At 34.7% G+C, this 18,574-nt stretch carries 22 protein-coding genes and 1 tRNA gene; 15 read left to right on the top strand and 8 right to left on the bottom strand.

Features of this window, described 5'->3' with window-relative positions; all coding sequences use genetic code 11:
* The first annotated feature begins 1 nt into the window (after position 1).
* Entirely contained in the window at positions 2-1,024 is a 1,023-nt protein-coding gene (locus tag Y10_RS14640) for an FAD:protein FMN transferase (protein ID WP_281766155.1), read from the top strand.
* 11 nt (positions 1,025-1,035) lie between these two features.
* On the opposite strand, the gene Y10_RS14635 is transcribed toward Y10_RS14640, so the two are convergent.
* The 6 genes from Y10_RS14635 to Y10_RS14610 all read right to left on the bottom strand — a co-directional run bounded on the left by Y10_RS14635 (position 1,036) and on the right by Y10_RS14610 (position 6,882).
* Entirely contained in the window at positions 1,036-1,806 is a 771-nt protein-coding gene (locus Y10_RS14635) for a class I SAM-dependent methyltransferase (RefSeq protein ID WP_281766154.1), read from the bottom strand.
* A gap of 1 nt (position 1,807) precedes the next feature.
* A complete protein-coding gene (gene map / locus Y10_RS14630) occupies positions 1,808-2,626 on the bottom strand; it encodes a type I methionyl aminopeptidase (protein ID WP_281766153.1) in 819 nt (272 codons plus the stop codon).
* Between the two features lie 2 nt (positions 2,627-2,628).
* Positions 2,629-3,039: a BT0820 family HAD-type phosphatase gene (locus Y10_RS14625; protein ID WP_281766152.1), complete on the bottom strand. Its 411-nt coding sequence runs from the start codon at positions 3,037-3,039 to the stop codon at positions 2,629-2,631.
* A gap of 140 nt (positions 3,040-3,179) precedes the next feature.
* A complete protein-coding gene (locus tag Y10_RS14620; RefSeq protein ID WP_281766151.1) occupies positions 3,180-5,477 on the bottom strand; it encodes a M1 family metallopeptidase in 2,298 nt (765 codons plus the stop codon).
* Positions 5,478-5,551: 74 nt separating this feature from the next.
* Positions 5,552-6,058 carry a DUF6702 family protein gene (locus Y10_RS14615; RefSeq protein ID WP_281766150.1) on the bottom strand — a complete coding sequence of 169 codons (507 nt, stop codon included), beginning with the start codon at positions 6,056-6,058 and terminating at the stop codon, positions 5,552-5,554.
* Between the two features lie 47 nt (positions 6,059-6,105).
* A complete protein-coding gene (locus tag Y10_RS14610) occupies positions 6,106-6,882 on the bottom strand; it encodes a peptidase associated/transthyretin-like domain-containing protein (RefSeq protein ID WP_281766149.1) in 777 nt (258 codons plus the stop codon).
* Between the two features lie 122 nt (positions 6,883-7,004).
* Between Y10_RS14610 and pepE the strand changes: the two genes are divergently transcribed.
* Positions 7,005-7,706 carry a dipeptidase PepE gene (gene pepE, locus Y10_RS14605; protein ID WP_281766148.1) on the top strand — a complete coding sequence of 234 codons (702 nt, stop codon included), beginning with the start codon at positions 7,005-7,007 and terminating at the stop codon, positions 7,704-7,706.
* A 3-nt stretch (positions 7,707-7,709) separates the two neighbouring features.
* The gene (locus tag Y10_RS14600) at positions 7,710-8,624 is read left to right on the top strand and encodes a glutaminase (RefSeq protein WP_281766147.1); all 915 of its coding nucleotides are present in this window, start codon (positions 7,710-7,712) and stop codon (positions 8,622-8,624) included.
* A 16-nt stretch (positions 8,625-8,640) separates the two neighbouring features.
* On the opposite strand, the gene Y10_RS14595 is transcribed toward Y10_RS14600, so the two are convergent.
* Positions 8,641-8,713: transfer RNA gene (locus Y10_RS14595), tRNA-Gly, on the bottom strand.
* Between the two features lie 77 nt (positions 8,714-8,790).
* The gene (locus tag Y10_RS14590) at positions 8,791-9,174 is read right to left on the bottom strand and encodes a hypothetical protein (RefSeq protein WP_281766146.1); all 384 of its coding nucleotides are present in this window, start codon (positions 9,172-9,174) and stop codon (positions 8,791-8,793) included.
* Positions 9,175-9,251: 77 nt separating this feature from the next.
* On the opposite strand from Y10_RS14590, the gene Y10_RS14585 reads away from it, so the two are divergent.
* The 12 genes from Y10_RS14585 (at position 9,252) to Y10_RS14530 (ending at position 18,572) form a co-directional block, all read left to right on the top strand.
* On the top strand, positions 9,252-9,812 hold the full coding sequence (locus Y10_RS14585; protein ID WP_281766145.1) for a hypothetical protein: 561 nt from the start codon (positions 9,252-9,254) through the stop codon (positions 9,810-9,812).
* A gap of 76 nt (positions 9,813-9,888) precedes the next feature.
* Positions 9,889-10,479 carry a Crp/Fnr family transcriptional regulator gene (locus tag Y10_RS14580; protein ID WP_281766144.1) on the top strand — a complete coding sequence of 197 codons (591 nt, stop codon included), beginning with the start codon at positions 9,889-9,891 and terminating at the stop codon, positions 10,477-10,479.
* A gap of 183 nt (positions 10,480-10,662) precedes the next feature.
* Positions 10,663-11,037 carry an OB-fold protein gene (locus tag Y10_RS14575; RefSeq protein WP_281766143.1) on the top strand — a complete coding sequence of 125 codons (375 nt, stop codon included), beginning with the start codon at positions 10,663-10,665 and terminating at the stop codon, positions 11,035-11,037.
* Between the two features lie 2 nt (positions 11,038-11,039).
* A complete protein-coding gene (locus Y10_RS14570; RefSeq protein WP_281766142.1) occupies positions 11,040-11,894 on the top strand; it encodes a DUF5777 family beta-barrel protein in 855 nt (284 codons plus the stop codon).
* A gap of 12 nt (positions 11,895-11,906) precedes the next feature.
* A complete protein-coding gene (locus Y10_RS14565) occupies positions 11,907-12,260 on the top strand; it encodes a cytochrome c (RefSeq protein WP_281766141.1) in 354 nt (117 codons plus the stop codon).
* A 56-nt stretch (positions 12,261-12,316) separates the two neighbouring features.
* Entirely contained in the window at positions 12,317-12,865 is a 549-nt protein-coding gene (locus Y10_RS14560) for a YceI family protein (protein ID WP_281766140.1), read from the top strand.
* A 3-nt stretch (positions 12,866-12,868) separates the two neighbouring features.
* On the top strand, positions 12,869-13,414 hold the full coding sequence (locus tag Y10_RS14555) for an ankyrin repeat domain-containing protein (RefSeq protein ID WP_281766139.1): 546 nt from the start codon (positions 12,869-12,871) through the stop codon (positions 13,412-13,414).
* A gap of 4 nt (positions 13,415-13,418) precedes the next feature.
* The gene (locus Y10_RS14550) at positions 13,419-14,192 is read left to right on the top strand and encodes a T9SS type A sorting domain-containing protein (protein WP_281766138.1); all 774 of its coding nucleotides are present in this window, start codon (positions 13,419-13,421) and stop codon (positions 14,190-14,192) included.
* Positions 14,193-14,326: 134 nt separating this feature from the next.
* Positions 14,327-15,856, top strand: coding sequence for a glutamine-hydrolyzing GMP synthase (gene guaA, locus Y10_RS14545; RefSeq protein ID WP_281766137.1), 1,530 nt, complete (start codon positions 14,327-14,329; stop codon positions 15,854-15,856).
* Between the two features lie 11 nt (positions 15,857-15,867).
* Positions 15,868-17,787 (top strand): amino acid ABC transporter substrate-binding protein, encoded by a 1,920-nt coding sequence (locus tag Y10_RS14540; RefSeq protein WP_281766136.1) that lies wholly within the window; start codon positions 15,868-15,870, stop codon positions 17,785-17,787.
* 12 nt (positions 17,788-17,799) lie between these two features.
* Complete coding sequence (locus Y10_RS14535) at positions 17,800-18,339, top strand: DUF922 domain-containing protein (protein WP_281766135.1); 540 nt, start codon at positions 17,800-17,802, stop codon at positions 18,337-18,339.
* Positions 18,339-18,572, top strand: coding sequence for a DUF3820 family protein (locus tag Y10_RS14530; protein ID WP_281766134.1), 234 nt, complete (start codon positions 18,339-18,341; stop codon positions 18,570-18,572). The genes Y10_RS14535 and Y10_RS14530 overlap by 1 nt, the downstream gene beginning before the upstream one ends.
* Positions 18,573-18,574 lie beyond the last annotated feature (2 nt).

Here is an 18,574-nt window from a genome sequence, read left to right as displayed (position 1 = left end):
TATGAAGAAGAGTTTATATATAACTGCCATAGCTGCAGTAATTGGTTTAGTGTCTTGCGATAAACCAAACAAATTAGATGAGTTTGTTATTCAAGGTGCAGCCCAAGGAAGCACCTACGCAGTTAAATTTATAGCCAAAGAAAAGGTAATAAGTAAAACTCAGTTAGATTCAGTTTTTACTGTAATTGATAATTCTATGTCTACATGGGTGCCTACGTCTTTAATTAGTAAAGTAAATGCAGGTGATTCTACGGTGGTGGTAGATACTCATTTTAAAAACGTAATGGCAGAAACGGAGGCTATTTACAAAGAGTCTGACGGCTTATTTGACCCAACGGTGGGTACTTTGATGAAGTTGTATGGTTTTGGCCCTAAAAAGAAGTTTGTAAGGTTATCAGAAGAGGAACATGATAGTGTTATGAATTTGATTGGCTGGGATAAAATTAAACTCGATACCGAAGGACATGTGATTAAAGAGTATCCTGAAATGTACATGGATTTTAATGCTATTGCACAAGGGTACACAGTTGATGTAGTGTTAGATTTTTTAAGAGAAAAGGGAATTACTGACGCTATAGTAGAAGTTGGTGGAGAACTTGCTGCTATGGGTACTAATACTCTAAAAAATAAGAGTTGGGTAGTTGGAATAGACGACCCCTTACAATCACCAGATGAACCTAGAAAATTAATAGCTAAAATTTATTTGAACAATTTGGGTATGGCAACTTCTGGTAATTATAGAAAAGTTACGGTAGACAGTATTACTGGAGAGAAATTTGTACATACCATGAACCCTAAAACTGGAACTTCTCAAAAAGGAAAAATATTGAGTGCAACGGTTTTAGCATCTAGTACTATGAGAGCAGACGGACTTGCAACTGCTTTTATGGCTATGGATGTAGAAAAAAGTATAGAATTTATTAAAAGACACCCTGAAATATATGTGTACTTCATCTATATGGATGAGCAGGGGGAAGAGCAGTTTTATCAATCAGATAATTTTGCAAAACTAGTAATAGAATAAGTGAAGTTATATTATTCCGGTTTTTTACAAACCGGAATAATTTCACCTTTTGCAAGGCAATATTTTTCCACTTCTTCTGCGGTAAGTTTATCGGTGTAATGTTCTTCTGTTACCTGGAAACCAATGCTTCTAAGCTTGTCAAAATAATCCATGCCGTACACACGTACATGGTCGTACTGACCAAATATTTTAGCGCGCTCTTTTTTATCGGTTATCGAATCGTCTTCAAAAGTGTGTGTTCTACTATAATCTTGCGGTATTTGTAAAATAGCCATTCCTCCGGGCTTTAACACTCTAAAGAGTTCTTGCATGGCCTTTGTATCGTCTGGTATATGCTCTAATACATGATTGCATAGAATTACATCATACGCATTATCTGGAAACGGAAGATTACAAATATCTGCCTTTACATCTGCTAAAGGAGAGTTTAAATCGGTAGTAGTATAGGTAAGGTTACTCATTTTGCGAAACCTTTTATAAAAGGCTTGTTCGGGTGCAAAATGTAATACCTTTTTAGAGGCAGTAAAAAAATCTGTTTCGCTTTTTAAATACAACCATAACAAACGATGTCTTTCCAACGACAGGGTAGACGGAGATAAAACATTGCTACGTTGCGTACCATACCCGTAAGGTAAAAACTCTTTAAAGCTTTTACCATCTATAGGGTCGGTGTATTTTGTACCTTTTAGTGCTATTGCTATTACAGGGCGTACAACATAGCTTAAACGTATCAGTAATGGGCGGGGTACAGTATTTAGTACCGTTTTAAAAAGCTTTTTCAAATTACAATACCAAATCCTGTTGTCTAAACTCTTTTTCTTCGTCTGATGCAATGCCTAATGCTTCGTAGATATAAGCAAAAGTTGATAAAATTTCTGGTTTCCCATTAATTAAAGCAACATCATGCTCAAAGTGTGCAGAAGGTTTTCCGTCGGCAGTAACAATAGTCCAGCCATCTTTAAGTTGCTTTACGCGGTGCGTACCCAAGTTAATCATAGGTTCTATGGCAACTACCATACCTTCTACAAATTTTTTACCTCTACCTCTTCGTCCGTAGTTAGGCATTTCTGGGTCTTCATGCATTTTTTTACCAAGGCCATGACCTACAAGTTCTCTCACAACACCGTACCCTTCTGCTTCGCAAAAGTTTTGTATTGCAAAGCCTACATCGCCAACACGGTTTCCATTGGTAAAAGCTCTTATGCCTTCGTAAAGAGATTGTTTTGTAATTTCTAGTAGCTTTTTGGTTTCAGGTGCTACTTCACCAAGTTCAAAAGTATATGCATGGTCTCCGTAAAAACCATTTTTTAGGGTACCACAGTCTATAGATACAATGTCACCTTCTTCAAGAGGTTTATCGGTAGGTAATCCGTGAACAACAGCTTCATTAACACTGGTTAAAAGGGTAGACGGGCAACCGTATAAACCTAAAAAACCAGGCTCTGCACCGTGGTCTCTGATAAAAGTTTCAGCTAATTTGTCTAATTGGTTCGTAGTAACACCTGGTTTTAGCTCAGTAGCTAACATTCCTAATGTTTTAGAAACAATTAAAGCACTTTCTCGCATTAATTCTATTTCTTCTAAAGTCTTAACTTTAATCATAATTAATTATTTTTTAAAAAAGAGAAGAAACCTCCCTTTTTGTTCTGTTTTATTTCGGGTTCTTCTTTTACTATTTTTTGGTATATAGCTCCCCAGCTAACCATGCCTCCAAAATTTCTGTCGTCAATAAAGATATCAGCATGAATTTTTCTGCTAATTTCCCCATTAAATTTTTCTTCCGGATAGCTTTTATTAACGGCGTAAAATTCAATCCCGTTTTCTTTACAGAAGTCAACAGCTTCTTGTAGCTTATCGCCATAGCGATACGTCCATAAAATTAGTAAATGACCATTTGCTTGTAACTTCTTTAATGTTTCAAAAGCAAAAAGTAGTGGTGTTCCAATGTGAGGATACTTATCCTCTACAATGGTGCCATCAAAATCTACTGCTATGGTAAGTTGTGTTGACTTCATACTATCTGCAAAAATAGAAAGATTTTCTTAGAACGGTTGGTTGTGTGTTTCTATTTGTACAATAAAAAAATCCGATTCTGTAGTAGAACCGGATTTTCTTATGTTTAAAACTAAAAGTTACTCAGTAAGAGCTAGCTATCTTATTGTTTGTTTTTGAATTTTTCAAAGTCAGACTCGTAAGTTTCTCTAGGCCAAGAGTTGTTTGCTGTGTCTATATCAGCAGTTTCCTTTTTAGGATCTACTTTTACGCTTTTAAGAACCTTGTCTGAAGCAATAACCTTTTTCACTTCGGTATCGTTTCTTCTCCAAATTTGAGCAGGATATTTCACAGTTTCCACTGTACCATCTTCATAAGTGTATTCTACAATTAACGGCATTGGTAATTCTCCTGGCTTTTCAAAGGTGATTTCGTAGAAGTATTTAGGTGCTTTTAATGAAGCTCTCTGCTCTGGAGTAAAGTTATCCATAACATACTCGTTCAAAGTTTGAGAGGTTTCAGTTGGTGTTTTTCCTTTTAAAGCAGCATCAAAATCTTCGCTTCCTTCTTCTACTAAATATACTAATGGAGGTAAATCTGCTAGTTCAATACCTCTTTGTTTAGCAAGGTCTTTAATTTCTTTGTTTGGTTTAGATGATACATAAAATGTTCTTACGTCTTTAACGCCCATATCTACATATTCTGTGGTATAGAACCAACCTCTCCAGTACCAGTCTAAATCCATTGCAGAAGCATCTTCCATAGTTCTAAAGAAATCTTCTGGAGTAGGGTGTTTAAACATCCATCTTTTAGCGTAAGTTTTAAAAGCGTGGTCAAAAAGTTCAGGTCCCATTACAGTTTGTCTTAAAATATTTAAGGCCGTAGCAGGTTTAGAATATGCGTTAGAACCAAACTTGTAAATATTTTCAGAGTTTGACATGATAGGGGAAATATAATCTTGATCTCCGCTCATGTAAGGTACAATTTTTTCAGCAGGTCCTCTTCTAGAAGGGTATTCACCAATTTCTGGTAAATACTTTTTCTGGAAATCTTGTTCTGCTAAGTATTCCATAAAACTATTTAATCCTTCATCCATCCAAGTCCATTGGCGCTCGTCAGAGTTCACAATCATAGGGAAGAAATTATGTCCTACCTCGTGAATAATTACACTAATCATTCCAAATTTAACTCTATCAGAATACGTTCCATCAGGGTTTGGTCTACCATAGTTCCAACAAATCATAGGGTATTCCATACCTTGATTTTTAGAGTGCACCGAAATAGCCTTAGGATAAGGATAATCAAATGTATATTTAGAATAGCTTTCTAAAGTACTTGCAACAGCTTTTGTAGAGTATTCTCCCCAAAGTGGGTTTCCTTCTTTAGGATATAAGGAAATAGCCATTACTTTTTTACCGTTAATGTTTACAGCCATAGCATCGTAAACAAACTTACGAGAAGACGCAAAAGCAAAATCTCTTACGTTATTAGCTACAAAGTGCCAAGTTTTAGTTTTATCAGAAAACTCTTTTTCTTTAGCTTCTGCTTCTTCCTGGGTAACAATTACTACAGGTTCGTGATAGGTTTCTTCAGCTTTTTCCCATCTTTTATATTCTTCTCTAGAAAGTACTTTTTTTCTGTTTTCTAAAACTCCTGTACCATCCATTATGTGGTCTGCAGGTGCAGTAATGTTTACATCATAATTACCAAAAGGCAATGCAAATTCTCCACGCCCCCAGAACTGAAGGTTTTGCCAACCTTCTACATCATTATACACACACATTCTTGGATAGAATTGGGCAATAATATATAAGTTGTTACCATCTTCATCAAAATGTTCAAACCCAGAACGAGCTCTGTTGGTAACATGGTTGTTAAGGTTGTACCACCATTGTACTTTAAAAGATATTTTTTCTCCTGGTTGTAATGGGGTATCAATGTTAATACGCATCATGGTTTGGTTGATGGTATATGATAAAGGAGCTCCACTTTCTGTGGTTACAGAGGTGATGTTGAAACCACCATCAAACGGGTCTTCCATATATTGTTGAGCGAAAGAATTAGGCATGGTTGCCGGTCTTAATCCGTCTTCTTCTATAAGTGGAGTTTTAGAATCTTTGCTTCTTACATTTTGGTCTAACTGCATCCATAGGTATTCTAATACATCTGGAGAGTTATTTGTATATGTAATGGTTTCTTCACCGGTAATTTTTTCATTTTTATCATCAAGCTCAATGTTCATAACATAATCTGCTTGCTGTTGGTAGTAAGAAGGTCCTGGAGCTCCCGAAGCAGTTCTGAACATATTAGGAGAAGAGAATTCCTGATATAACTGTCTGAACCTGTTAATGTTTTCGTGGCCAGGTTTTTTTTCAACCTTTTCTTCCGTTTCTTGGGCCCAAGAAGTGCTTATTCCTAAAACAAGCAATAATGCCCAAAAGCTATACGTGTACTTGGTCATAGTAGATTGGATTTTTGTAATGATGAATTAAAAGGCGGAATTTACTCAATTTAAAAGAAAATGTTTAGCAAATGTTAAATTTTTAACAAAGCTTTCTTATTTTCTCTAGTAAGTATAAAGCTTTTTACAGAATTGTTCATTTTAATATGTACGATATTCTGTTGTTCAGGGAACATTTCAAAAAGTACGGAGTTTTCTACCGTAACAGATTTCATGTCTGCTTTATTAATATTTGGTATTTCAATGTAACATTTGATAAGGTCTGTATCGTACTCTTTTCCTAAAAATTGATACGGTGTTTGTTTGCCGTTTAGATATATCTTAAATTTTTCCTGAAAGTACAATGAAAGATATTTTTCGGCATCTTTAAATTCTTTATCAGAATCTAATTGGCAGTTGATTCCGTAACGCTCATTTAGGGTACGTTCTACATCATCTATAAATAACCTTGATGTTATTTGAAACGATTTTGCTTTACTGCTATATGTTACTTCTGTGGTGCTTACATAATATTTATGTACTGTGAAACTTAGCAGAAAAATACATACGGCTGTTAGTAATGTGAGTTTGGTATATTTCATGACTGTAAATGAAATATAATTTTGATTATAAAACAAACAAAGCGCCTTTACTCTTTAGGTTCTTCTAATTGCTCTTTAAAATTTTTACTTTGTTCTACTAACCAATCTACAAATAAAAACTCTTGATCTTTTTTAAGTAATTCTCTAGAGAACGGCTGGCTGTCTAAATAGTATACAAATTCTTGCACCTTGTCTTGCGGAATTTTAAGGTCTATCACAAAAAATTCAATATCGTATACTTGAAGCATGATTTCGCTAAGCTTCAGTTGTGACAATTCTTCTTCTTCCTTAGCGTCTTTGTCTCTTTTTCTAAACAATAGTTTAGCAATGTTAGCAAAATTTAATCCGTTTTGTAATCCTCTTACTTGTGTTGGTAAAGATGGATTGTCAATTTTAGTAGCATCATCTTTTTCATAAGAAAAGGTGTTGTATGCTGCAAACTCTTCACTTTTGGCATCTATAAATTTTTCCTGATCTTCTGGTGAAAGTACAATTTCATCTAATTCTGTAATTTTTTCATTTACTTCTACCACTAATCTTCCGTTGTCTATAATGGTTTGTGTAATTTCTACGGAAGTAAGCTCGTAGTTTAAAGAAGTAAAAACTAACATATCACTAGGTTTTACGTCAATAGAGAACTCTCCATCTTCGTCAGTGGTTTGTACGGTTTCGGCAGTTACGTTAATAACGTTCATGCCTTCAACATTTACATTGCGGTACATTACTTTCCCCATAAGTGGTTCACGTTCTTCTTGTGCAAAAGTTAAACCGTGTACCAGTAGGATAAATGCAAAAACTATTTTTATTGGAGTAATATTTTTCATGATTCTTAAATTGTCTAGTAAAGAAATTATAAGTTTGGCACATTTAAAAACAACGTGTATATAAACTTTTGTTAATTAATGCTTATGTTCACTAAATTTACATCAAAATTTTATTTAAACGAATGAAAAAAATGATTATTGCAAGTACTTCTACCATACACGGAGGTACTTACTTGTCTTATATATTGCCAGAGCTTGAAGCGTTTTTTAAAGATGTAGCAACAGTGCTTTTTGTGCCTTATGCAAGACCAGGTGGTATTACACATGATGAATATACTGCTATTGCGGCTAAAGGATTTGGTACAATTAATAAAAAGGTAGTTGGGTTGCATACTTTTGAGAATCCGGTAGCGGCTGTAGAAAATGCTGAAGCTATTTTTGTTGGTGGAGGAAATACCTTTTTATTGGTAAGCCAGCTTTATAGAAATAAAGTGATGGAGGTTATTAGAGGAGTTGTTAATGAAGGGACCCCTTATTTTGGTACTAGTGCTGGTAGTAATATTACCGGGTTAACTATGCAAACCACTAACGATATGCCAATCATTTATCCGCCAAGCTTTAAAACTTTAGGGTTGGTGCCATTTAATATTAACCCCCATTATATAGATGCAGATACACAAAGCAAACACATGGGTGAAACCAGAGAAACTAGAATAAAAGAGTTTCATAAAATTAATACCCAACCAGTAATTGGTTTAAGAGAGGGTAGCTGGTTAGCGGTTAACGGAGAAGAAATAGTATTAAAAGGTGACTTGAGTGCGAGAATTTTTGAGCAGACAAAAGAGGCCTATGAGATATCCACCGGTGCAAGTTTGAAATTTTAGCGAATGAATTATCAAGAAATATTAGAGGAGATATTTACAGAGGTTAGTAGCCTAGAAAGTAAAGGTGCTGTAGCAGATTATATCCCTGAACTTGGAAATGTAGATGCATCTAAATATGGTATTTATTTAGATAGTATTGATGGTGTTGGTTTTAGTTTGGGTAATGCCTACGAGCGGTTTTCTATTCAAAGTATTTCCAAAGTATATTCTTTAGTGTTGGCTATGAAGGTGCTAGATAGAGATGTTTGGAAACGAGTGGGAGTAGAGCCTTCGGGCGACCCATTTAATTCTTTAACCTTATTGGAATATGAGAATGGTATTCCTAGAAATCCGTTTATTAATTCTGGTGCCATTGTAATAGCAGATATTTTAATGTCTTATTATCAAAACCCGAAAGAGGCCTTTTTAAATTTTGTACGTAAAATTTCGGGGAACCCGAATTTAGATTATAATGAGAAGGTGGCTATGTCTGAAAAAGAGCATGGTTTTAGAAATGCATCTTTAGCTAATTTAATGAAGTCTTTTGGGAATATTCATAATGATATTGAAGACATCTTAGATTTTTATTTTTACCAATGTAGTCTAGAAATGTCTTGTAAAGATTTAGCGCAAAGCTTTATGATATTTGCTAACAAAGGCAAGTTGTTGAATGATGAACAAGTGTATATAGAGCCAAGGCATGCTAAACGTATTAATGCTATTATGCAAACATGTGGTTTCTATGATGAATCTGGTGAGTTTTCTTTTAGAGTTGGGTTGCCAGGTAAAAGTGGTGTAGGAGGTGGTATTGTAGCAGTGCACCCAAGTCATTACAGTGTTGCGGTTTGGAGTCCTAAACTAAATAAAAAAGGAAACTCTTATTTAGGGATAGAAACGTTAGAACGTTTAACAACGCTAACAGGATTTTCGATATTTTAAAAGGGAAATAAAAAAGAGCGGGAGACGAGGTTCGAACTCGCGACATTCAGCTTGGAAGGCTGACGCTCTACCAACTGAGCTACTCCCGCAAAGATGCTGCAAATATAAAATGAATTACAGATAACTGCAAAGCATTTTCATTACATTTTTTTAATGTAAGAAGTGATTATTCTTTGCTAGCAGTCCAAGTTCCTGAATATGATGTGTCTAAATAATTGGTGTTCCAATTACCAGAAGCTTCAGTCTCTAGTAATAACCCTGTAAAATTTCCAATTTGGATACCTAAAGCACTTAAATCTGCGGTCATATTGCCATCAGCATCAACTGTACCCGTAATGTTCATTTCAAAATCAGGTAAATTGTCTGATGCTGCAGTTCCGTTTAATGAGCCATCTGAATTTACCGTAGCGGTAAAAGTTCCGTTGTCTCCAGAACCTGTATAGATACCTGACCAAGTACCGGCAGCTGTATTTAAAATTCCGTTATCATCGTCATTATTACAAGAAACAAGCATTGTAACAATGGTAAAAAGTACTAGTAGTTTTTTCATAAATTAGTTGATTTTAAGGTGCTAATGTAAGAAATTACATTTGTATGCTGTATTCTTAACTGTAAATTATAATAAATATGAGTCATATAGATTCTTTTAAGCACGAGTTGGTGGGGTATATTTCTTGGGTACCTGTATATCATCCGTTGGAAGATATTGATGGAGATTTTGTCTGTACTACTAAGCAAATAGTTATTGGTGGAGGCAGTGGAGAACATCCTGCAATGGTATTGGAGAGTCCGTTGAAAGCCGTGGCTTTATTTTTATTAAAATTAGCCGAGAAAGAAAAACGATTTATGTTTTGGAAGGATTTGGTAGCGCCCTATTTGCCTGAAACATTTGAAGAGGTAGTTACTTTTTATGAGTGGACAGATGTAACCTATGCGGACTTTTTTAAGTTACTATCGTCAGATGGAGTATTTAATGCTATGGGAGAAGAAAATCAGTTAGAGCATTTAATACTTGGTTTGGGGGAGTTTATCTTTTATGCTATGCCAGAGTTAGCGGTAGCCGTTTTAGATAAAGTAAAGCAGCCCTACAAAGATATTTTCCATATTTATTATAATAGTATATTAATTGTGCCGCCTAATATGCCCGTATACCCAAACGGAGGTAATATGTTTTTTAAGAAAAAATAGGTGAACTATTGCTAGGTAGTTGGTTATTGTAAAATGTTATATATTTATAACCAAATCATCATAAAAACTTAAGAGCATGGATGGGTTTCAGGTATTGCTGGAAAGCCTAAGTAATTATATAGATCTCACAGATAGAGAGAAAGCCTTAATAGTATCGCGCTTACGCTATGAAAAGGTTAAAAAGAAGGAGATTCTGTTGAGAACTGGTGCAGTAGCTACTCAGAAAATGTTTATGCTAAACGGTATTTTACGTCAGTATATTGTAAATGATGAAGGCATAGAGCATACTTCTATTTTTGCAGTAAAAGGTTGGTGGTTTTCAGATATAGATAGTTTCGTGAATGAAGCTCCTGCTAAGTTTTGTATAGAAACTATGGTAGATTCTGAGATTATATTTCTGAGTAAACAAGACTTAGATGATTTGTATTTACGCATTCCTAAACTGAATGTGTTTTTTAGAGAGTTGTATCAGCGAGCTGTTTCTGCAAAAGACGAGCGAATCTTAAATATGCTGTGTTCTAAGGCAGAAGAGCGCTACGAGCAATTTTTAAGAAGATATCCTAACCTAGAGGGGAAGATACCTCAATATCATATAGCTTCTTATTTAGGGGTTACGCCAGAGTTTTTTAGTAGAATGAAATCTCAGCGTTCTAAAACAGTACTTTAAAATTTATATTTATAAAGGCTTATCGATTTATTTGTTCTGAATAATAAATTTCTTAATCTAGGTCATTTTTTTTACATCTTGGGGTGTTTAGATTTGATTATTCTTAGTTTAAAAGTTAAAATGTTACATTTTTAACTTTTTACTCAAGGGTTAATTCGTGGTGAAATTAGGTTTGGGTTTATTATGAAAAAAGGTATCGTAATAGCGCTTTTTATAGTGCTGTGCCTTGGTGTTGTTTCTTATCTCTATATATATCAAGGGCACAGAGATGTTTCTTCTGAAAAACCAGAAGTAACCATTTCTGCATTAACATTACAGACAGAACTAGTAGAGAATCCTGATGCTTCATTAGAAAAGTATTTAGATAAAGTTATTGAAGTTTCGGGTAAAGTAACTGAAATGGCAGATTCTACTTTAGTAGTGGATAATAGTGTTTTCTGCAGTTTTGCCAATTTGCCAATGGTAAAGGTAAATGATGCCGTAATTGTAAAAGGTAGATGTATAGGGTACGATGAGCTTTTTGAACAAGTGAAACTAGACCAGTGTTTAATAAAATAATTATGGGAAAATTAATTGCTATTTGCTGTTTTGTTTTTTTGTTCGGAATAGTATCTGTTCAAGGGCAAGACGATCTTTTATCTGAGCTAGATAGTGTAGCTCAGGAAAATCCTGTACGGGTATCAGCAGCATTTAAAGCGTTGCAAATAGTAACGTTGCAGTCAACTAAGTTAGCAGCTAAAGGTGATTTTTACTTTGTAGTTTCTCATAGGTTTGGAACTGTGAAAAATGGTATTTCTGAGTTTTTTGGGTTAGATAATGCTACCACTAAATTAGGAGGGGTTTATGGAGTAACCGATTGGTTGTCTGTAGCGGTATCTAGACACACGTTATTAAAAACGTATGAAGTGTCTGGTAAGTATAGATTGGTGGGGCAAACAGAAGATTTTCCTGTTACCATTGTAGGGCACAGTGTAATAGGAGCGAATAGTTTTATAGATGCAGATGACTATCCGAAAATGGAATTTTCAGATAGGTTAAGCTACGTGAATCAATTGCTTATTTCTAGAAAGTTTTCTTCTAACGTGTCTTTAGAGGTGGCGCCTTCTTATGTTCATAAAAACTTATATAACCCTGCAATAGAAAACGACAAACAGTTTGTATTAGGTGCTGGTGGAAGATGTAAGTTAAGTAATAGGCTATCTCTTAATTTAGAGTATGCTTATAATTTTGATAAGCCCGATTTTTATTCGCAGCCTTTGTCTGTAGGTTTAGATATTGAAACTGGAGGGCATGTTTTTCAGTTGATTTTTACAAATTCACAGGCTATGACAGAAAGTGGGTATTTAACAAATGCCACTGGTGATTGGGGAGAGGGAGACTTTTTCTTTGGGTTTAACCTTTATAGAGTTTTTTAAAAGTAACGAAACATGAAGAAGATATATTATATACTGTTAGTGATGTTATTTGGGGCTTGTACTTCTCACACTTTTGAGGATATAAGTGAAGACCCAGTAATTATAGAGGAAGACGTTACGTATACAACTAATGTAAAGCAGATAATAGATGGTAATTGTGTGAGTTGTCATGCGCCAGGGCAAACAGCCTCTTTTAGGCCATTAACTACCTATGCTGAGGTTAAAACTGCAGTTGAAAATACCAACTTGCTAGATAGAATTCAAAGGCAAAATGGCGAGGGTGGTTTAATGCCTACCTCAGGTAGAATGCCACAGAATACTATAGATATTATTCTACAGTGGAATACTGATGGTTTGCAAGAGTAAACCACTGCGTGTTACAATTAAATAGTATATCGCTAATCGAGTAAAGTAAACAACATATGAAAACATTTTTTTTAAGTATAGTTTGTTTAATGTGCGTGGTGCTGAGTGTTAATGCTCAGAAATATGTTACTAGAACAGGGGAGGTTTCTTTTGAAGCATCTGTGCCCTCTTTTGAAGAGGTTGCTGCGCAAAATAAGGAGGTTTCTGTTATTTTTTCGGAAAATGGAGGAAAGCTTGCTGCGTTAACCTTTATGAAAGCTTTTAGGTTTAAAGTGGCTTTGATGGAAGAGCATTTTAATGAAAATTATGTGGAGTCAGATACCTATCCGAAAGCAGTTTTTAAAGGGGGTGTGAAAAACTTTACAAAAGCAATGTTAAGTGCTGAGGTGAAAGAATGTGAGCTTATAGGTGATATCACCTTACACGGAAAAACTAAGAAAGTTACTATCAAGGCCCAGCTTTTTTATAAAGATGAAGTACTTCATATAAAAGGCGATTTTAAAGTAAAACCAGAAGATTTTGATATTGAAATTCCGAGTGTGGTAAGTAGTAAAATTGCTGAAGAGATACTTGTAACTTTTGACTTTAATTTAAAAAAACAATAGTGTATGAAACAAACGTTACTACTAACTCTATTTTTTTTAATGTGTTCTTTTCATCTTATAAGTCAGGAACAGCCTAATAATACAAAAACACCTGATGTTTTTGATACGGCACGTTACGGTACTTTAGAACAAATGGAATCTGTTTATAAGGTGCACCCTGAGCAGATAGATAGTTTAGATGAAAGAGGTTTTACGCCTTTAATTTTGGCTTGTTACAGAGGTAATACAGAAGTGGCAAAATTCTTGGCAGAAAAAACTAAACAAGTAGATTATACATGTGATAACGGTACTGCGCTTATGGCTGTTTGTTTTAAAGGAAATATAGATTTAGCAAAGGCACTTTTAGCGCATGGTGCTAATCCTAATATGGGAGATGAAAAAGGAACTACTCCTTTAATTTATGCGGTTCAATTTCAAAATCATGAATTGGTGAAACTTTTGTTGGCAGCAGGTGCAGATAAAACTCAGAAGGATCATATGGGGAAAAGTCCTTTTGAATATGCTGTTTTTACTAAGAACCAAGAAATTATAAAACTTTTAAAAACTTGATGAAATGAAGAAAAAATTACTTTTAACTTTTACTTTATTTGCCTCGCTGTGGGTGGGGGCACAAACAAAATCAACCGGAGTTGTATCTTTAGGAAGTGCGGTTACGGCCAAGCTAGATATGGAAAGTAGTACCTCCACGGCAACGTTAACTATTACAGCGCCTTCAGGAGCTTGGTTCGCAGTTCGTTTTGGGTCGTTTAATTCGGGGCAAGGTATGTCTGGTTTTTCAGATGCTGGTGATGTGGTATACTATAATGGTTCTACTTTGGTAGATGCCAAGATGATTGGTCAAACAACACCGGCTACAGATAGCTCTAATGATTGGACAGTGACATCTAATACAGTTGCTAGCGGAACAAGAACTCTGGTAGCTACACGTAGTTTTAATACAGGAGATAGTAATGATTATGTATTTGATTACAATAGTAGCTCAATAGATTTTGCTTACGCTAGGGGTACATCATCTTTTTCAATATCGTATCATGGTAGTAATAGAGGGTATAGTTTAAATGCTACTTTTAATTTGTTGGGGGTAGATGCTTTTAAACAAGATAGACTTCAGTTATATCCTAATCCGGTAGCGAATAGTTTATATGTGAAAACTTTAGAAGAGGTTACTGCTATTTCAATTTATAATATTGATGGTAAAGTAGTATTGCAAAAAATGAATCCGGTTTTAGAGAACGGGTTAAATGTATCTTCTTTAGAAAAAGGAGTATATTTTATAGAAGCAGAAACCGTAAATGGAGTTCTTTATAAAAAAATGATTAAGGGATAAAATTGCTATTAATAAGAATAAAAACCTAGGGCTATGATAACTATCATAGCCTTTTTTTATGGCAGTACTCAAGGAATATTTTACATAGTAGCCAATTTTATTTTCAGTTTCTACATTAAATAGTATTTTTGCGCATGCAAAACAATGTTTTAATCTTAGATTTCGGTTCGCAGTACACGCAACTTATAGCTCGTCGAGTAAGAGAGCTAAATATTTATTGCGAAATACATCCTTACAACAGTTTACCTGATAATGTTTCAACTTTTAAAGCAGTTATTCTTTCTGGTTCGCCTAGTTCAGTGCGTTCAGAAGAGGCTCCGCATCCTGATCTTTCAGAGATTAAGGGCAAGTTACCGCTTTTAGGAGTTTGTTACGGAGCGCAATATTTAGCTCATTTTAATGGTGGAGCTGTAGCGCCTTCTAATACAAGAGAATATGGTAGAGCTAATCTTTCTTATGTAAAAGAAGGGGAAGCATTTTTTGAAGGTATTGAGTCTGGTAGTCAAGTATGGATGAGCCATAGTGATACCATTAAAGTTTTACCTGAAAATGGAGTTAAGTTAGCAAGTACAGAAGATGTAGAAAATGCAGCTTACAAAATTGAAGGAGAAGAAACATATGCTATTCAGTTTCACCCAGAAGTTTACCACTCTACAGATGGTAAATTATTACTAGAAAACTTTTTAGTACATATAGCTGGTGTGAAGCAAGATTGGACTCCGTACAATTTTGTGGAAATGACGGTGAACGACTTGAAAGAGCAAGTGGGTAATGATAAAGTTGTACTTGGATTATCAGGAGGAGTAGATTCTTCTGTAGCGGCTGTTTTGTTGAACAAAGCTATTGGTGAAAACCTTCACTGTATTTTTGTAAACAATGGTTTACTTAGAAAATATGAGTTTGAAAGTGTATTGCATCAGTACGAAGGTATGGGGTTAAATGTAAAAGGTGTAGATGCTTCGGCACGCTTTTTGGATGCTCTTAAAGGAGTGGATGACCCTGAACAGAAAAGAAAAATTATCGGAAGGGTCTTTATAGAAGTTTTTGATGATGAAGCGCACAAAATCACAGATGCGAAATGGCTGGGTCAAGGTACTATTTATCCTGATGTTATTGAGTCCATTTCTGTTAATGGGCCTTCTGCAACTATTAAAAGTCATCATAATGTAGGTGGTTTGCCAGATTTTATGAAACTAAAAGTTGTAGAACCTTTGCGTATGCTTTTTAAAGATGAGGTAAGACGTGTAGGGGCTAGTTTAGGAATGAACCCTGAATTATTAGGTAGACACCCATTCCCTGGGCCAGGTTTAGCAATACGAATTTTAGGAGACATTACTCCTGAAAAAGTAGCTGTGTTACAAGAGGTAGATCATATTTTTATTACCAACCTTAAAAACTGGGGGCTATATGATAAAGTATGGCAAGCAGGAGCAATGTTGTTGCCGGTTAACAGTGTTGGGGTAATGGGAGATGAGCGTACTTATGAAAAATGTGTTGCTTTAAGAGCTGTAGAAAGTACAGATGGTATGACTGCCGATTGGGTGAATTTACCATACGAGTTTTTACAAAAAACTTCTAATGAGATAATAAATAAGGTTAAGGGCGTTAATAGAGTAGTATATGATATTAGTTCTAAACCACCAGCCACTATTGAGTGGGAATAAAAAAATATTGAATGAATAAAGTATTGGTTTGTTTCTTTAGCCTTTTCTTGTTTGCTATAACAAGTATAAGTGCTCAAGGGTATAAAAGTCATAAGGTTGTAAAAGGTGAAACTGTAAAAAGTATAGCTGAAAAATACAATATTGAACCTGCAGACATTTATAAATTTAACCCGGAGGTACAGAATGGTGTTAAAGAAAATGTGATCTTAATAATACCTTTAAAACAAACAGAAACTCCATCTAATGTTAATCCGTTAGATGGGGCTACTGAAGTTTCTTTTAAAGAGCATAAGGTGAGAAGAAAAGAAACACTTTTCTCTTTGTCTCAAGAATATAATGTTTCGGTTGATGACCTTAAAAAGTATAACAACGAGCTTTATAGTAGAGAGTTGAAGAAAGGTGAGGTGCTTCAGATACCTGTGTATAAAAAATCAATAGTACAGCAAACTTTAGAAGAACAGCCTGTTGTGAATGAGCATGGTCAGAAGCTTGAAAAATATATCGTTCAGAAATCTGAAGGGTTATATAGAATAGCGGTAAACCATAGTGTTAGTGTGGAGGCAATTCAGAAGTTAAACCCTAACATGAAAGCAGATGCTTTAAAAGAGGGCGATACTATTTTAATACCTACGCAAGAGCCTAAAGAAAATTTAGCGGATGAATTTGATTTCTACACTGTTCAGCAAGGAGAAGGTTTTTTTAGAATTAAAGAAAATACAGGGTATACTCAAGAAATCATAGAAAAATTAAATCCGGAAGTAGCTCTTAATGGGTTAAAGCCGGGTATGATTTTAAAATTACCCAAAAAGGTGGCTGCACAGCCATTTCATCCAGTATTAGGAGTTCCTTACACTAATTTATTAGATAGTATTAGAGCTAAAGAGGTGAAATTAGCATTAGTGTTACCTTTTAAAACACAAGGAATGAGTATAGACTCGGTTCCTTATATGGTTAATGAGCTTAAGACAAATAAATTGCTTAATGTATCACTTGATTTTTATTCAGGGGTATTAAAAGCAGTAGACTCTCTTGAGGAACAGGGGTTAACGGTTCACTTAAAAGTGTTAGATAGTCAAGGTGATGAAACTGTAGTGCAACAATTGGTAAGAGAAGGGGCTTTTGATGATGTACAAGCTGTTATAGGGCCGCTTTATAATGCTGCTTTTAATAGGTTGGCTAATGAGTTGTATGTAAAAGGAATTCCTTTGTTTTCTCCTTTGTCTAATAAAAACTTAAAGCAATTTGCAAACGTATTCTCTACAGTTCCTACCGATGAAGATTTAAGTAGATCTTTATTGTCATATGTAAAAGCACATGAGTTAGATTATAATATTATTGTTTTTGCAGATGATGAACATGTAGCATCACAAAATAGAATTAAGGAAGTATTTCCTGATGCTAAGATTATTAATAAGGATGTCATTACGGTGAATGGTATGAAAGCAGTGCTTTCGCTAACTAAGAAAAATCTTGTTTTTGTAGAGACTAATAATATTCCGTTGCTAACAAATGTTACCAATATTTTGAACACTTTGGTGTCTGATGAGGTTTCAATTCAGCTTACAACTACCGTAAAAACAGATGCTTTTAATGCAGATTCTGTGAAGAATGAGTATTTGAATAATTTAAACTTTTTGTATGCTACCGTAGATAAATCATCATCGTTGAATTTATCTTTTGCTAAAAATTACCATGAGGAATATGGGAAATTTCCTGATAGACTAGTGGTGAGAGGGTTTGATATTGCAATGGATGTAGCGTTGAGAGTAGCCTATACAGCAACTTTAACAAATGAAGTAACTCCTATTCTTGGAGAAACAGTTTATATTGAAAATAAATTTTATTATCTTTCTAGTCCACAAGGGTATTTTGCTAACAATGCCGTATATGTGGTTATGTATAAAGATATGGAGATTATAGAAGCTCCTTAAATAAAATTAATTTTGAAATATTTCTGGGTACTATTATGTTTGATATGCCTGGCTTTTACTTCTGAACCTGACAATTCTCCAATACGATGGAATCAGGAAAGTAGGTTGTCTATTAATGACTTTAGAGGGTTGCCAGATGAAGCTTCCAAAGCTGTAGCTATTACAGCTTCTGGGGTAAGCTATCAATTGGCAGCCGAAATTAATAATAACGAGGTACATGTAGATTGTAATATAGGTGCCTATTTCTATCCTAATGAGTCATGGTATAAAGTGCATTTAGCTGATGGGAAAACCCTAGGGCATGAGCAGTTGCATTTTGATATATCAGAATTGATGGCTCGAGAATTTCGAAGAAGAGTAAAAGAAAAAAAGTTTTCAGCAAATGTAAAGAGAGAGGTGAAAGTTATTTATAAAGAAGTAACAGACTCCTTGAATAAACTTCAAAACCTTTACGACAAAGAAACCAATTTTAGTATAAATGATGAGCAACAAGAGTTATGGCGGCATAAAATAGCCAAAGCGCTTGAAGAAACTAAGGCCTTTAAAGATTGATGGTTGATAATAGAGAGAAACTTGTAGAATTGGCATATGCTAAAATGCCTTTTGGGAAATATAAAGGATATTATTTAGTAGATATTCCTGAAGCTTATTATTTATGGTTCAGACAAAAAGGGTTTCCGGAGAATAAATTGGGGTTGCAAATGCAAAGTATGTTAGAAATTAAAACTAATGAGCTAGAACCCCTGATAAGAAATGTAAGAAAGCTATATCCTAAAAAGGTGTAAAA

The organism is Neptunitalea lumnitzerae (assembly GCF_027924185.1).
In the GTDB taxonomy this organism is placed as follows: Bacteria; Bacteroidota; Bacteroidia; order Flavobacteriales; family Flavobacteriaceae; genus Neptunitalea; species Neptunitalea lumnitzerae.
The sequence above is the reverse complement of the archived record's forward strand: the minus strand, read 5'-3'. Positions and strand labels throughout refer to the sequence as shown.